The sequence below is a fragment of the Stenotrophomonas sp. 05L413 genome (genome assembly GCF_056397945.1).
Genome location: NZ_JBFTOL010000007.1, coordinates 329528 through 342899, shown reverse-complemented (window position 1 = coordinate 342899; position 13372 = coordinate 329528). Strand labels below are relative to the sequence as shown.

Annotated in this window: 11 protein-coding genes and 4 tRNA genes; 13 read left to right on the top strand and 2 right to left on the bottom strand. The window is 65.3% G+C overall.

Annotation, left to right across the window (positions count from 1 at the left end):
- Positions 1-203: 203 nt before the first annotated feature.
- The 10 genes from tig to AC1DIQ_RS17100 all read left to right on the top strand — a co-directional run bounded on the left by tig (position 204) and on the right by AC1DIQ_RS17100 (position 9405).
- Positions 204-1496, top strand: a complete 1293-nt coding sequence (gene tig / locus AC1DIQ_RS17145) for a trigger factor (protein ID WP_121042977.1) — start codon at positions 204-206, stop codon at positions 1494-1496.
- A gap of 66 nt (positions 1497-1562) precedes the next feature.
- Positions 1563-2189, top strand: a complete 627-nt coding sequence (clpP, locus tag AC1DIQ_RS17140; protein ID WP_121042979.1) for an ATP-dependent Clp endopeptidase proteolytic subunit ClpP — start codon at positions 1563-1565, stop codon at positions 2187-2189.
- Positions 2190-2315: 126 nt separating this feature from the next.
- Positions 2316-3605 carry an ATP-dependent Clp protease ATP-binding subunit ClpX gene (gene clpX, locus AC1DIQ_RS17135; RefSeq protein WP_019185803.1) on the top strand — a complete coding sequence of 430 codons (1290 nt, stop codon included), beginning with the start codon at positions 2316-2318 and terminating at the stop codon, positions 3603-3605.
- Between the two features lie 142 nt (positions 3606-3747).
- The gene (gene lon / locus AC1DIQ_RS17130) at positions 3748-6222 is read left to right on the top strand and encodes an endopeptidase La (protein WP_121042981.1); all 2475 of its coding nucleotides are present in this window, start codon (positions 3748-3750) and stop codon (positions 6220-6222) included.
- A 207-nt stretch (positions 6223-6429) separates the two neighbouring features.
- A complete protein-coding gene (locus tag AC1DIQ_RS17125) occupies positions 6430-6702 on the top strand; it encodes an HU family DNA-binding protein (protein ID WP_019185801.1) in 273 nt (90 codons plus the stop codon).
- A gap of 11 nt (positions 6703-6713) precedes the next feature.
- A tRNA-Val gene (locus AC1DIQ_RS17120) sits at positions 6714-6788 on the top strand.
- A gap of 28 nt (positions 6789-6816) precedes the next feature.
- Positions 6817-6893 (top strand) — tRNA-Asp (locus tag AC1DIQ_RS17115).
- A gap of 83 nt (positions 6894-6976) precedes the next feature.
- Positions 6977-7053: transfer RNA gene (locus AC1DIQ_RS17110), tRNA-Asp, on the top strand.
- Positions 7054-7142: 89 nt separating this feature from the next.
- Positions 7143-7219, top strand: a tRNA-Asp gene (locus tag AC1DIQ_RS17105).
- 212 nt (positions 7220-7431) lie between these two features.
- On the top strand, positions 7432-9405 hold the full coding sequence (locus tag AC1DIQ_RS17100) for a peptidyl-prolyl cis-trans isomerase (protein ID WP_478050484.1): 1974 nt from the start codon (positions 7432-7434) through the stop codon (positions 9403-9405).
- Between the two features lie 114 nt (positions 9406-9519).
- On the opposite strand, the gene AC1DIQ_RS17095 is transcribed toward AC1DIQ_RS17100, so the two are convergent.
- Together AC1DIQ_RS17095 and gloB are read right to left on the bottom strand one after the other, a co-directional pair.
- Positions 9520-10734 carry a lytic transglycosylase domain-containing protein gene (locus AC1DIQ_RS17095; RefSeq protein ID WP_458233620.1) on the bottom strand — a complete coding sequence of 405 codons (1215 nt, stop codon included), beginning with the start codon at positions 10732-10734 and terminating at the stop codon, positions 9520-9522.
- A complete protein-coding gene (gene gloB / locus AC1DIQ_RS17090) occupies positions 10731-11498 on the bottom strand; it encodes a hydroxyacylglutathione hydrolase (RefSeq protein ID WP_478050483.1) in 768 nt (255 codons plus the stop codon). The genes AC1DIQ_RS17095 and gloB overlap by 4 nt, the downstream gene beginning before the upstream one ends.
- A gap of 11 nt (positions 11499-11509) precedes the next feature.
- On the opposite strand from gloB, the gene AC1DIQ_RS17085 reads away from it, so the two are divergent.
- Genes AC1DIQ_RS17085 through dnaQ form a run of 3 tightly spaced genes read left to right on the top strand, consistent with a single transcriptional unit; the run spans position 11510 to position 13354 of the window.
- Positions 11510-12154, top strand: a complete 645-nt coding sequence (locus tag AC1DIQ_RS17085; RefSeq protein WP_478050482.1) for a methyltransferase domain-containing protein — start codon at positions 11510-11512, stop codon at positions 12152-12154.
- A gap of 11 nt (positions 12155-12165) precedes the next feature.
- Positions 12166-12618 (top strand): ribonuclease HI, encoded by a 453-nt coding sequence (rnhA, locus tag AC1DIQ_RS17080; RefSeq protein ID WP_121042991.1) that lies wholly within the window; start codon positions 12166-12168, stop codon positions 12616-12618.
- Between the two features lie 4 nt (positions 12619-12622).
- Positions 12623-13354: a DNA polymerase III subunit epsilon gene (gene dnaQ / locus AC1DIQ_RS17075; RefSeq protein ID WP_121042993.1), complete on the top strand. Its 732-nt coding sequence runs from the start codon at positions 12623-12625 to the stop codon at positions 13352-13354.
- The last annotated feature ends 18 nt before the right edge of the window (positions 13355-13372 follow it).

Here is a 13372-nt window from a genome sequence, read left to right as displayed (position 1 = left end):
ATGGGCACGTCCCCGATCGGGGAGACGGCCACATGCTGGGCCCTGGCGGCCCCCGGGCGTTCTCGGCCCGCGCTGGCGGCGCTGGCGTTTATCGGCGAAACTACAGGGCTGCGGCGGGCATGCGCGTCCACGACCCCGCGTCCAAAACCCGTTTCATCCATCACATCGTGCCGGGGCCCATGCCGCCGGTGGCAGGAGTCAACATGCAAGCTTCGATCGAATCCACTGGCAATCTGGAACGCCGCCTGACCTTCTCGCTGCCGGAAGACCGTCTGCAGACGCACATCAGCGGCCGTCTGGGCGAAATCGCCCGCACCACGCGCATCAAGGGCTTCCGCCCGGGCAAGGTGCCGGCCAAGGTGATCGAGCAGCGTTTCGGCCAGCAGGTCCGCAGCGAAGCCGTCGACGGCCTGCTGCGTGAGACCTTCGATGCCGCCCTGCGCGAGCACGAGCTGCGCATCGCCGGCACCCCGCGCATCGACAAGGGCGAGGGCGAGCTGTCCTTCGTGGCCACCGTCGAGCTGGTGCCGGACTTCGGCGACGTGGACGTCAGCAAGCTGACCGTGGTCCGCCACACCGCCGAGATCAACGACGCCGACATCGATCAGATGATCACCAACCTGCGCGAACAGCGCCGCAGCTGGAGCCCGGTCACCCGTGGCGCCCAGGACGGCGATCTGGTCGCCCTGGAAACCTGGTCGCAGGCCGGCGATGAGCGCCTGCCGGCCGAAGGCACCGAAAAGGGCAGCGTGATCGTGGGCCAGGGCATGATGTTCGAGCAGATCGAACAGGGCCTGGTCGGTCTGACCGCCGGTGAAGAAAAGACCCTGGACGTCGAGTTCCCGGCCGATTGGCGCGTGCCCGCGCTGGCCGGCAAGCAGGTCAAGGTCACCGTCAAGGCGGTGGACGTGTCCGCGCCGGTGCTGCCGGAGGTCGATGCCGAGTTCATCAAGAGCTTCGGCGTGAAGGGCGGCGACGTGGAGCAGTTCCGCAAGGACATCCGCGCCAACCTGGAGCGTGAGCTCAAGGGTGCCCTGATGAACCGCCTGCGCCGCGAAGTCGGCGAGCAGCTGATCGCCGCCTACGCCTCGGTGGAAATGCCGCCGCGCCTGGTCGAGAACGAAGCCCGCGCCATGCTGGATCAGCAGCTCGAGCAGATCCGCCGCAGCGGCCGCAACCCGGGCGACGTCCCGGCCGATGCCCATGAAGGCTTCAAGGAAGCGGCCGCCAAGCGCGTGCTGGTCGGCCTGCTGGTTGGTGAAGTGGCCCGCAAGAACGACCTGCGCCTGGACCCGAAGCGCCTGAATGAAACCATGCGCCTGATCGCGTCGACCTATGAAGAGCCGGAGCAGGTCATTGAGATGTACCGCAACGACCCCCAGCTGATGAGTGGGCTGCAGAATCGTGTGATGGAAGAGCAGGTGATCGACTGGATCGCCGAGCGCGCCCAGCACACCGAGGAGAAGCTGTCGTTCCAGGACGCGATCCGCCAGTAAGCGGCCCGCGTTTTACGCCCCGCGCCCCGGCGCGGGGTCGTTCCCCCCAAAATAGGTGCCTCACTAATGGACAACCGAACCACAGCCCTGAACATGGTTCCGATGGTGGTCGAACAGACCAGCCGCGGCGAGCGCGCCTATGACATCTATTCGCGCTTGTTGAAAGAGCGTCTGATCTTCCTCGTGGGCCCGATCGACGATCACATGGCCAACGTGGTGGTGGCGCAGCTGCTGTTCCTGGAAGCGGACAACCCGGAAAAGGACATCAGCATCTACATCAACTCGCCCGGTGGCGTGGTCACCGCCGGCATGGCGATCTACGACACCATGCAGTACATCAAGCCGGACGTGAGCACCATCTGCGTCGGCCAGGCCGCCTCGATGGGCGCCCTGCTGTTGGCGTCCGGCGCAGCCGGCAAGCGCTATGCGCTGCCGAATTCGCGCGTGATGATCCACCAGCCGCTGGGCGGCTTCCAGGGCCAGGCCACGGACATCGACATCCATGCCCGTGAAATCCTGACCCTGCGTTCGCGCCTGAACGAAGTGCTGGCCAAGCACACCGGCCAGTCGCTGGAGACCATCGCCCGGGATACCGAGCGTGACAACTTCAAGAGCGCGGTCGATGCGGTGGCCTACGGCCTGGTCGATCAGGTCCTGGAGCGTCGTCCGGAAGAGTCGATCCAGCCGGCGTAAGGTTGTGCCAGGCCGGGAAACCGGCTTGTTTCCACCGGGTCGGGCAGGACTGGCGTCCTCCTGACCTTGTGCTATTCTCGAATCGAACCCCCGTTCAGTCGGGTGGGGTAACTGGGTAAGCGAAGCATGAGCGAAGACCGCCAAGGTCGTTCCACGGACACCGGCAAGATCCTCTACTGCTCTTTCTGTGGAAAGAGCCAGCATGAGGTGCGCAAGCTGATTGCGGGTCCGAGCGTGTTCATCTGCGATGAATGCGTCGAGCTGTGCAACGACATCATCCGTGAGGAGCTGGAGGAGAAGGCGCAGTCGGCCCGCAGTTCGCTGCCCAAGCCGCGCGAGATCCTCGAGGTCCTGGACCAGTACGTGATCGGGCAGAACCGCGCCAAGCGGACCCTGGCCGTGGCCGTATACAACCACTACAAGCGCATCGAGAGCCGCCAGAAGAACGACGAGGTCGAACTGGCGAAGTCGAACATCCTGCTGGTCGGTCCGACCGGTTCGGGCAAGACGCTGCTGGCCGAAACCCTGGCCCGCCTGCTCAACGTGCCGTTCACCATGGCCGACGCCACCACGCTGACCGAAGCCGGTTACGTGGGCGAGGACGTGGAGAACATCATCCAGAAGCTGCTGCAGAAGTGCGACTACGACGTCGAGAAGGCACAGCAGGGCATCGTCTACATCGATGAAATCGACAAGATCTCGCGCAAGAGCGAGAACCCGTCGATCACCCGCGATGTGTCCGGCGAAGGCGTCCAGCAGGCCCTGTTGAAGCTGATCGAAGGCACCGTGGCCAGCGTGCCGCCGCAGGGCGGTCGCAAGCACCCGCAGCAGGAATTCCTGCAGGTGGACACCAAGAACATCCTGTTCATCTGTGGCGGCGCGTTTGCCGGCCTGGACAAGGTGATCCAGCAGCGTTCCAACGATTCGGGCGGCATCGGCTTCGGTGCCAAGGTGAAGAGTTCCGAGCGCAAGCAGGAAGTGGGCAAGATCCTGGCCGAAGTCGAGCCGGAAGATCTGATCAAGTTCGGCCTGATTCCGGAGTTCGTCGGCCGCCTGCCGGTCGTGGCGACCCTGGAAGAGCTGGACGAGGCCGCCCTGGTGCGCATCCTGACCGAGCCGAAGAACGCCATCACCAAGCAGTTCAAGAAGCTGTTCGAGATGGAGCACGTCGAGCTGGAGTTCCGTCCGGACGCACTGGCCGCCATTGCCCGCAAGGCGCTCAAGCGCAAGACCGGTGCCCGCGGCCTGCGTACGATCGTCGAATCGGTCCTGCTGGACACCATGTATGACCTGCCCTCGGCAGAGAACGTCAGCAAGGTGGTGGTGGACGAATCGGTGATCGAACACAAGTCCGAACCGTACCTGATCTACCAGACGCCACCGGCGCCTGAACAGAAGGCGGCTGGTGCTGAATAATCAGTTCAAGTAATTGAATTGAAAGAATTTTTTCAGAACAGCTTGCATCTAGAAGCCGATGGCCCCATAACGAGGCCATCGGCTTTTTTTGTATCCGGGCGAGGCGCCCGGAGGCCATCCCCACTGTTCCACTGGAGCCCACATGGCCCGTTCCCCAACTGAGACTCTCGACCTGCCGGTACTGCCGCTGCGTGACGTGGTGGTGTTCCCGCACATGGTCATTCCGCTGTTCGTCGGCCGTGACAAGTCCATGCATGCGCTGGAGCAGGCGATGGAAGCGGACAAGCGCATCCTGCTGCTCGCGCAGAAGTCCGCCGAGACGGATGATCCGTCCGCCGCCGATCTGTACCAGGTCGGCACGCTCGCCCAGGTCCTGCAGCTGCTGAAGCTGCCCGATGGCACGATCAAGGTGCTGGTCGAAGGCCTGTCGCGCGTCAACGTCACCGACGTGACCGAGCGCGACGGCGCGCTGCACGGCGTGGGCATGGAAATCGAATCGGACGAATCGCGCGAGCCGCGCGAGATCGAGGCGATCGCCCGTTCGCTGATGTCGCTGTTCGAGCAGTACGTCAAAACCAACCGCAAGCTGCCGCCGGAGCTGCTGCAGACCCTGGCCGGCATCGATGAACCCGCGCGCCTGGCCGACACCATCGCCGCGCACATCAGCGTGCGCCTGGCCGACAAGCAGCGCCTGCTGGAAACGCTGCAGATCGGCGACCGCCTGGAAATGCTGGTCGGCCTGGTCGATGGCGAGATCGACGTGCAGCAGATGGAAAAGCGCATCCGTGGCCGCGTGAAGTCGCAGATGGAAAAGAGCCAGCGCGAGTACTACCTCAACGAGCAGATGAAGGCCATCCAGAAAGAACTGGGTGACCTGGACGACGCGCCCGGCGAGATGGACGAGCTGGCCCGCAAGATCGCCGAGGCGGGCATGCCCAAGCCGGTGGAGACCAAGGCCAAGGCCGAGCTCAACAAGCTCAAGCAGATGTCGCCGATGTCGGCCGAAGCCGCGGTCGTGCGCAACTACCTGGATTGGCTGCTGGGCGTGCCGTGGAAGAAGCGCAGCAAGGTCCGCAAGGACCTCAAGGCCGCGCAGGACACGCTGGATGCCGATCACTTCGGTCTGGACAAGGTCAAGGACCGCATCCTGGAATACCTGGCGGTGCAGTCACGCGTGAAGCAGATGAAGGGCCCGATCCTGTGCCTGGTCGGTCCGCCCGGCGTGGGCAAGACCTCGCTGGGCCAGTCCATCGCCAAGGCGACCAACCGCAAGTTCGTGCGCATGAGCCTGGGCGGCGTGCGCGACGAGGCCGAGATCCGCGGGCACCGTCGTACCTACGTTGGCTCCATGCCGGGCCGCATCGTGCAGAACCTCAACAAGGTCGGCAGCAAGAACCCGCTGTTCGTGCTCGATGAGATCGACAAGATGTCGATGGACTTCCGTGGCGATCCGTCGTCGGCGCTGCTGGAAGTGCTCGATCCGGAGCAGAACAACGCCTTCAACGATCACTACCTGGAAGTGGACCTGGACCTGTCCGAAGTGATGTTCGTGGCGACCTCCAACTCGCTCAACATCCCCGGCCCGCTGCTGGACCGCATGGAAGTGATCCGCATCCCCGGTTACACCGAGGATGAGAAGCTCAACATCGCCATGCGCTACCTGGTGCCCAAGCAGATCAAGGCCAACGGCCTGAAGCCGGAAGAGCTGGAGATCGAGGCGGACGCGATCCAGGACATCGTGCGCTATTACACGCGCGAGTCCGGCGTGCGCAACCTCGAGCGCGAAGTCGCCAAGATCTGCCGCAAGGTGGTCAAGGAGATCGCGCTCGCCGGCCCGGTGGCACCGGCCAAGGCCGCCAAACCGGCCAAGGCCGGCAAGAAGGCCAGCGCAAAGAAGAAGGCGCTGGTGGTGGTCAACGGCAAGAACCTGGACAAGTACCTGGGCGTGCGCCGGGTCGATTTCGGCCGGGCCGAAGAGCAGAACGAAGTGGGCCTGGTCACCGGCCTGGCCTGGACCGAAGTGGGCGGCGATCTGCTGCAGATCGAATCCACCCTGGTGCCGGGCAAGGGCCAGCTGATCCTGACCGGCCAGCTGGGCAACGTGATGAAGGAATCGGCCTCGGCGGCGCTGTCGGTGGTGCGTTCGCGCGCCGAGCGGCTGGGCATCGACAACGAGTTCCTGCAGAAGCACGACGTGCACGTCCATGTGCCCGATGGTGCCACGCCCAAGGATGGCCCCAGCGCGGGTATCGCGATGGTGACCTCGCTGGTGTCCACGCTCACCAAGGTGCCGATCCGGGCCGAAGTGGCGATGACCGGCGAGATCACCCTGCGTGGCCGCGTCACGGCCATCGGCGGCCTGAAGGAGAAGCTGCTGGCGGCGCTCCGTGGCGGGATCACCACGGTCATCATCCCCGAGGAGAACCGCAAGGATCTGGCCGATATCCCCGCCAATGTCACCCGCGATCTGAAGATCGTGCCGGTGAAGTGGATCGAGGAGGTGCTCGACCTGGCCCTGGAGACGCCACTGACTGCACCGAAGCCGAAGAAAGATGGGCAGCGTGTCACGGTACGTGGCAAGTCCAAGACAGCTTCCACGACGCGCGTCAAGCACTGACGCGTGCTGTGGAAATGCCCGAAACCCGCGTCGTTATTGGCTTTTCAGCTTGCGCGGGTAGGGGGGCACTGGTATAAAAGCACCACTCGCAAGTCAGCGTAATGCTGAATTCGGCGAACTGAGAACTTCACTGGCATCCGGCGGCGTATCGTCCTCGGGTGTCTCAATGTTGAATCCGCGGAATCCCCGCCAAAGGAGCTGTAGAGAATGAACAAGACCGAATTGATCGACGCCGTTGCTGAAGCCGCCGACCTGACCAAGGCCGAGTCCAGCCGCGCCGTTGATGCCGTCATCGCTTCCGTCACCAAGGCCCTGAAGGGCGGTGACGCGGTGACGCTGGTGGGCTTCGGCACGTTCCAGGTCCGCGACCGCGCTGCCCGTACCGGCCGCAACCCGAAGACCGGCGACACCATCAAGATCGCTGCGTCGAAGAATCCGTCGTTCAAGGCTGGCAAAGCCCTGAAGGATGCCGTAAACTAAGCGGCTTGCTGGGGTGCTTAGCTCAGCGGTAGAGCGTCTCCTTTACACGGAGAGGGTCGGGGGTTCGAAACCCTCAGCACCCACCAGGCACTGCCAGTAAAAGTTTTGAAATGTGGAGCGGTAGTTCAGCTGGTTAGAATGCTGGCCTGTCACGCCGGAGGTCGCGGGTTCAAGTCCCGTCCGCTCCGCCAGTTTCAATAGGGCCCCTGAGCGATCGGGGGCCTTGTTTTCTCCAGCGACGCAGGTCGCGGTGGAAACAAAAGCGGTTTAGTGCGGAGCGGTAGTTCAGCTGGTTAGAATGCTGGCCTGTCACGCCGGAGGTCGCGGGTTCAAGTCCCGTCCGCTCCGCCAGTTTTAAAAAAACCTCGAAAAAAGCAGTATTTCGGGGTGGGCAATCTGAATATCTTCGGATAGAATGAGCGCCTGCAAAGTTCAAGTGCGGAGCGGTAGTTCAGCTGGTTAGAATGCTGGCCTGTCACGCCGGAGGTCGCGGGTTCAAGTCCCGTCCGCTCCGCCAATCTTTGAAAAGCCCTTGGTGAAAACCAAGGGCTTTTTTTTTGTTTTCAATTCAGCATGTCGATCGACGAGGCGGCGCACGCCCGTCGTCCGCCACGGTCAGCGGGTGTGGCAGCGGGCGGATCGCGCGCAGGGGCGGCCGCGGGCACTTTTGGAGCCTGCCGAGAAGCGGGTTACACTGCAGGGCTCGCCAATCAGGCCTTGATTTTTCCCATGCTGCAGAAACTTCGCGACAAGACCTCGGGCTGGATCGTTACCGTGATCCTGGGGCTGCTGATGATTCCGTTCCTGTTCGTGATCGACTCCAGCTACCTCGGTGGCGTCGGCTCGCAGAACGTGGCCAAAGTGGCCGCCCCGCCGACCTGGTGGAAGTCCGCCCCGTCGTGGTGGCCGGTCTCGTTCCTGTGGCAGCACCATGAGATCAGCTCCAACGATTTCCGCGTGCGCTTCGAACAGGCGCGCCAGCAGGCACGCCAGGAACAGGGCGAGGATTTCGATCCGCGCCAGTTCGAAAGCACCGAAAGCAAACTGGCCGTGCTCGATCAGCTGATCGATGAGCAGGTCGTGCGCCTGGCCGGCGAACAGTCCGGCATCGTGATCGGCGATGGTGCCGTGCGCGAGTACATCGCCTCGATCCCGGCCTTCCTGGATGCGGACGGCAAGTTCAACCAGGACAACTACCGCATCGCGCTGGCCAGCGGTAATCCCCCGCGCACCCCGACGCAGTTCGAAGCGCTGGTGCGCGAGAGCATCCAGCAGTCGATCATTCCGTCGGCCCTGCAGCGTTCCGGGTTCACCACCCAGAGCGAAGCCGAGCGCCTGATGAAGCTGCTGGGCGAAACCCGTGATGTCGAACTGGCCGCGCTGCCGGAAACCCCGGCCGATACCGCCGAAGTGACCGACGCGCAGATCAAGCAGTGGTACGACAGCCACGCCAAGGATTTCCGCCAGCCGGAAACCGTGTCGCTGGAGTACGTCGAGATCAACGGCGCGAACCTGCCGGCGCCGGCGGCGGCAGACGAAGCCACCCTGCGCAAGCGCTATGAAGATGAGAAGGCACGCTTCGCGACGCCGGAACAGCGTCTGGCCTCGCACATCCTGATCAGCGCCGACGGCAGCGATCCGGCCAAGCTCAAGGCCGCTGAAGAAAAGGCCACGCGCCTGGCTGCGCAAGCCAAGGCACCGGGCGCCGATTTCGCCGCACTGGCCAAGGCCAACTCCGAAGATCCGGGTTCCAAGGACACCGGCGGCGACCTGGGCTGGGTGGAACGCGGCGCGATGGTGAAGCCGTTCGAAGATGCCCTGTTCGCCATGAAGGCGGGCGAGGTCACCGGGCCGGTCAAGACCGACTTCGGTTTCCACGTGCTCAAGCTGCGTGAGACCAAGGGCGGCGAAGGCCGTTCGTTCGACGAGGTTCGTGACCAGCTGGCCGCCGAGCAGCTCAAGGCCGATACCGACCGCGTGTTCACCGAGCTGAGTGGCCGTCTGGTCGATCTGGTGTACAAGAACCCGACCTCGCTGGAAGGCCCGGCCAAGGACATGAGCCTGCCGGTGCAGACGATCGGTCCGTTCACGCACGCCACCGCCAGCGGCATCGCCGCCAATCCGGCCGTGCTGCGCGCGGCGTTCTCCGACATCCTGACCCAGGATGGCACGGTGAGCGACCCGATCGAACTGGGCCCGAACCACAACGTGATGATCCGCGTGACCGAGCACAGCCCGGAGCAGGCGCTGCCGCTGGCCAAGGCCCGTGAGCAGGTGATCGCCGCGATCCATGCCGACCGCACCCGCCAAGCCTCGGAGAAGGCCGTGGACGCCGTGCTGGCCAAGCTGAAGGCCGGGCAGACCCTGCAGGCGCTGGCGACCAGTGACAAGCTGCAGATCAGCCCGCTGCCGGGCCTGCCGCGTACCCAGCCGGTGCCGACCCCGGAGATCAACCGCGCCGTGTTCAGCGCGCCGCTGCCGGCCGAAGGCAAGCCGAGCTACGGCAAGGTTGCCGTGCAGGGCCGCTACGTGATCTACGCGGTGACCAAGGTCACCCCGGGCAACGTGGCCGAAGTGGATCCCGCCCAGCAGCAGCAGCTCAAGGAGCAGCTGAGCCAGATCGACGGCATGGCCGCCGCCAAGGCCTACGTCGACGCGATGCGCAAGCACTTCAAGGTGCAGACCGAAGAAGCCAACCTCTAACCGGGTCGGCGTCTGCCGCACAGCAAAAAGCCCGGCAATGCCGGGCTTTTTGTTGAAAACGACGCTGCCCGGCAGGACCGGGCAGTGTCATCACCCGCGATGCGATCCGCGCGCTCAGTCTTCGACGCGCAGCACCGCACCGGGCTTGAGCACACTGCTCCCGCTGAGCCCATTGAGCGACAGCAGGGCCTTCAGGGGCATCCCGTAACGGCGGGCGATGGTCCAGGGCGACTCGCCGTCGCGCACGGTATGCCGGCGGCTGCGCGGGCGATCCGCGCTGGCGACGGTACGGGTGGCTGCCGGCGCAGGGGTCGTGCGGGCCGCCGTGGTGTCCGCCGGTGCGCTGGGAGCCATCGCAATGGCGGCCACGCTGGCGCTGGCATCCACCGGCGCGTGCGCGGTTGGGGCCAGAACCGTCACCTGGCCGGACGGGCGGCCTTTGCCGCTGGCCAGGGCCGGGTTGAGGCGGGCGATCCGCGCCGGGTCCAGATCGCGCTGCTGGGCCCACTGCTGGACGCTGGTGCCGGCCGGCAGGGTGTGGCCCTTGAGCACGGGCACGGTGCGATCCAGCGAGGCCATCACCGCCGGCTCGGTTTCTGCGTCTTCCAGCACGCAGGCCAGCGCATGCAGCTTCTCGACATAGGCATAGGTGACCGGCGACAGCCCCGGCAACTCGGCCGGCCGCGCGTTCTGCGCATTCATGCCCGCCTTGCGCAGCGACTGCAGCACCCGGTACTCGCCGGCGTTGTAGGCCATCGTCGCCAAACGCCAGTCGCCGCCGAACATGCCGTGCAGGGTCTTGAGGTACCGTACCGCGGCCTGGGTGGAATCCACTGCCGAGAGGCGACCGTCGTAGCCCGGGGTCATCTGCACGCGGTGGTTCTTGGCGGTAGTGGCGATGAACTGCCACAGGCCGGCCGGGCCGCCGCCATTGCGGGCGTTGGGCCGGTAACCGCTTTCCACGAAGGGAATCAGCGCGAATTCGGTTGGCAGGTCGGACTTGCGCAGCTCTTCGACCACATAGCCGAACAGCACCAGCGCATCATCATCCTGGTTGGCCAACCGCGAGGGGGCATGCGCGAACTGCTTCTGCCAACGCGGGCTGGTCGCCTCGGCGTCGCAGGTGGGTTCGGCCAGGCCATCGCGGAAGCTGGCGAAGATGTCCTGCCCGTTGCGCACCGAGGCCGGCGGCAGCGCCGCAGCGGTCAGGGGGAGGGAGGACAGGCCGGCCACGTTCTGCGACATGCCGGCGGTCAACGACTGGGCGCCCGCGCTGCCGGCCACGGCGATCGCCAGGCCAAGCGCGAGCGGCAACAATCGCCGACTCATGTTCGAAATCCGTCTTTCCAGTGTCGCAGCCCTGCGACAACATCGACTTCATCGGTGACGGGACGCCCAAGATGGGCGCTGACGGCCGCCTGGATGGCGGGGGTGTTCGTACGCAGGAACGGGTTGCATTCCAGCTCGCTTGCCAGTGAAACCGGCAGCGTTGGCAGGTCATCGCGGCGCATGGCCAAGGCCTCCTCATGGCGCTGCGACAACGCAGCGTTGGTGGGGTCTACATGCCGCGCGAAGACGGCATTGGACAGGGTGTACTCGTGGGCGCAACAGACCATCAGTTGCGCTGGCAGGGACGCCAGCTTCCGCAGGGATGCCAGAAGCTGGGGAGGCGTACCTTCGAACATGCGCCCACAGCCCAGGCTGAACAACGCATCGCCACTGAAAAGGTGTTCAGCGGTGTGAAACGCGACATGGCTCCGGGTGTGCCCGGGCACGGATACTACGTGGAACCCCAGCCCCAATGCCTGAACGCATTCACCTTCGGCGACCCGATGGGCCGGGACCTCGATGCGCGGTTCCGCCGGTGCATAGACCTCCACCGCCGGAAAACGGGCCTGAAGTTCGGCGACGCCGCCGATGTGGTCGTCGTGGTGATGGGTCAGCAGAATGCTGTGCGGGGCCCATCCCTGCTGCGCTGCGGCGGCCAGGACGGGGTCGGCCTGGCCGGGGTCGATGACCACGGCGCGGCCGTCGTCGGCGACCAGCGCCCAGATGTAATTGTCCGCAAACGCGGGTAGGGCGGTCAGTCGCATAGAATTGGACCATGCCCCTCGTGCCGAGCCCCCGTCAAGCGACAATCGCATCCTGGTTTGATACTGAACCGGCACAAGCGTTGTGCCGTCTGGAATCCGAGCGGTTGCGCACCCTCCTCGCCGAGCGTCCGGTGAACCCCTGGCTGTGGCTGGCACCGACGCCTGGCTGGTTGGGGAGTGTGGAACTGCCCGGCCGTGGCCTGCGCCTGTTCCGGGACGGCGCGGCCTACGCCGGGGACGTGCACTGCGGGCTGCCGTTGCCGCTGCCGGATGAGAGCGTCAACGCGATCGTCCTGCAGCATGTCACCGCGCGGGATGCCGAGGCGTTGATCGCCGACTGCGCCCGTGTCCTGATGCCGGGTGGCCGCCTGTGGCTTTCCACGCTCAACCCGTTCAGCCCGTACCGCCGCCAGTGGCGCCATCACGGGCTGGTCGTGCGCAGCCCGCAGCGGCTGCGCCACACCCTCACGCAGGCCGGCCTGAGCTGCGAAGACCTGCAGTACCTCGGCCCGATGTGGCGTGACCGCTCGCCGGCGCGGCGCGACCTGGCCCCGCTGCGGGCTGCCTGTCTGTTCACCGCTGAAAAACGCACTCTGGCCTTGCCGGGACCGACGCCCGTGGCCGCGCCACGCTGGCACGGGACCGTGGCCACCTGATCTGGAATGGAATGAAGACGATAGAAATCCACACCGACGGTTCCTGCCTCGGCAATCCCGGCCCCGGCGGCTGGGCGGCGTTGCTGCGCTACAACGCGCACGAGCGCGAACTGAGCGGTGGTGAAGCGCATACCACCAACAACCGCATGGAGCTGATGGCGGCCATCTCGGGGCTGGAAGCGCTCACCGAGCCGTGCAACATCGTGCTGTTCACCGATTCGCAGTACGTGCGCCAGGGCCTGACCGAGTGGATGCCCGGCTGGATCCGTAAGAACTGGAAGACCGCCGGCGGCTCGCCGGTCAAGAACCGGGAGTTGTGGGAGCGCCTGCACGCGGCCACGCTCAAGCACACCATTGACTGGCGCTGGGTCAAGGGCCATTCCGGCGACCCGGACAACGAGCGCGTGGATCAGCTGGCGCGCGACGCCGCGATCCGGATCCGCGCCGCTGGCCCGGTACACTGAGCCCATGCGTCAGATCATCCTTGATACCGAAACCACCGGCCTGGAATGGCGGAAGGGCAACCGCATCGTCGAAATCGGCTGTGTGGAACTGCTCGAGCGCCGCCCCAGTGGCAACAACTACCACCAGTACCTCAAGCCGGACTGCGAGTTCGAACAGGGCGCGCAGGAAGTCACCGGCCTGACCCTGGAGTTCCTGGCTGACAAGCCGGACTTCGCCCAGGTCGTCGACGACTTCCTCGCCTACATCGACGGCGCCGAGCTGATCATCCACAACGCGGCGTTCGATCTGGGCTTCCTGGATAACGAGCTGTCGCTGCTGGGCGACCACTACGGCAAGATCACCGACCGCTGCACGGTGATCGATACGCTGAAGATGGCGCGCGAGCGCTTCCCCGGCCAGCGCAATTCGCTGGATGCACTGTGCCGTCGCCTGGGCGTGGACAACGCCCACCGCCAGCTGCACGGCGGCCTGCTCGATGCCCAGATCCTGGGCGATGTGTACATCGCCCTGACCTCGGGCCAGGAAGAAATCGGCTTCGGCTCGGCCGATGAGCAGAAAACCGGCAGCGCCCACGCGCAGACCTTCGACACCTCGCGCCTGCTGCCACGCCCGCGCGTGGTTGCCACCGCCTCCGAGCTGGAAGCGCACGAAGCGCGGTTGGCCAAGCTGCGCAAGAAGGCCGGCCGCGCGATCTGGGATGGTGAGCCTGAAGCGGTGGAAGCGGTCAGCGCCTGACGGCCCGCCCCCGGTAGA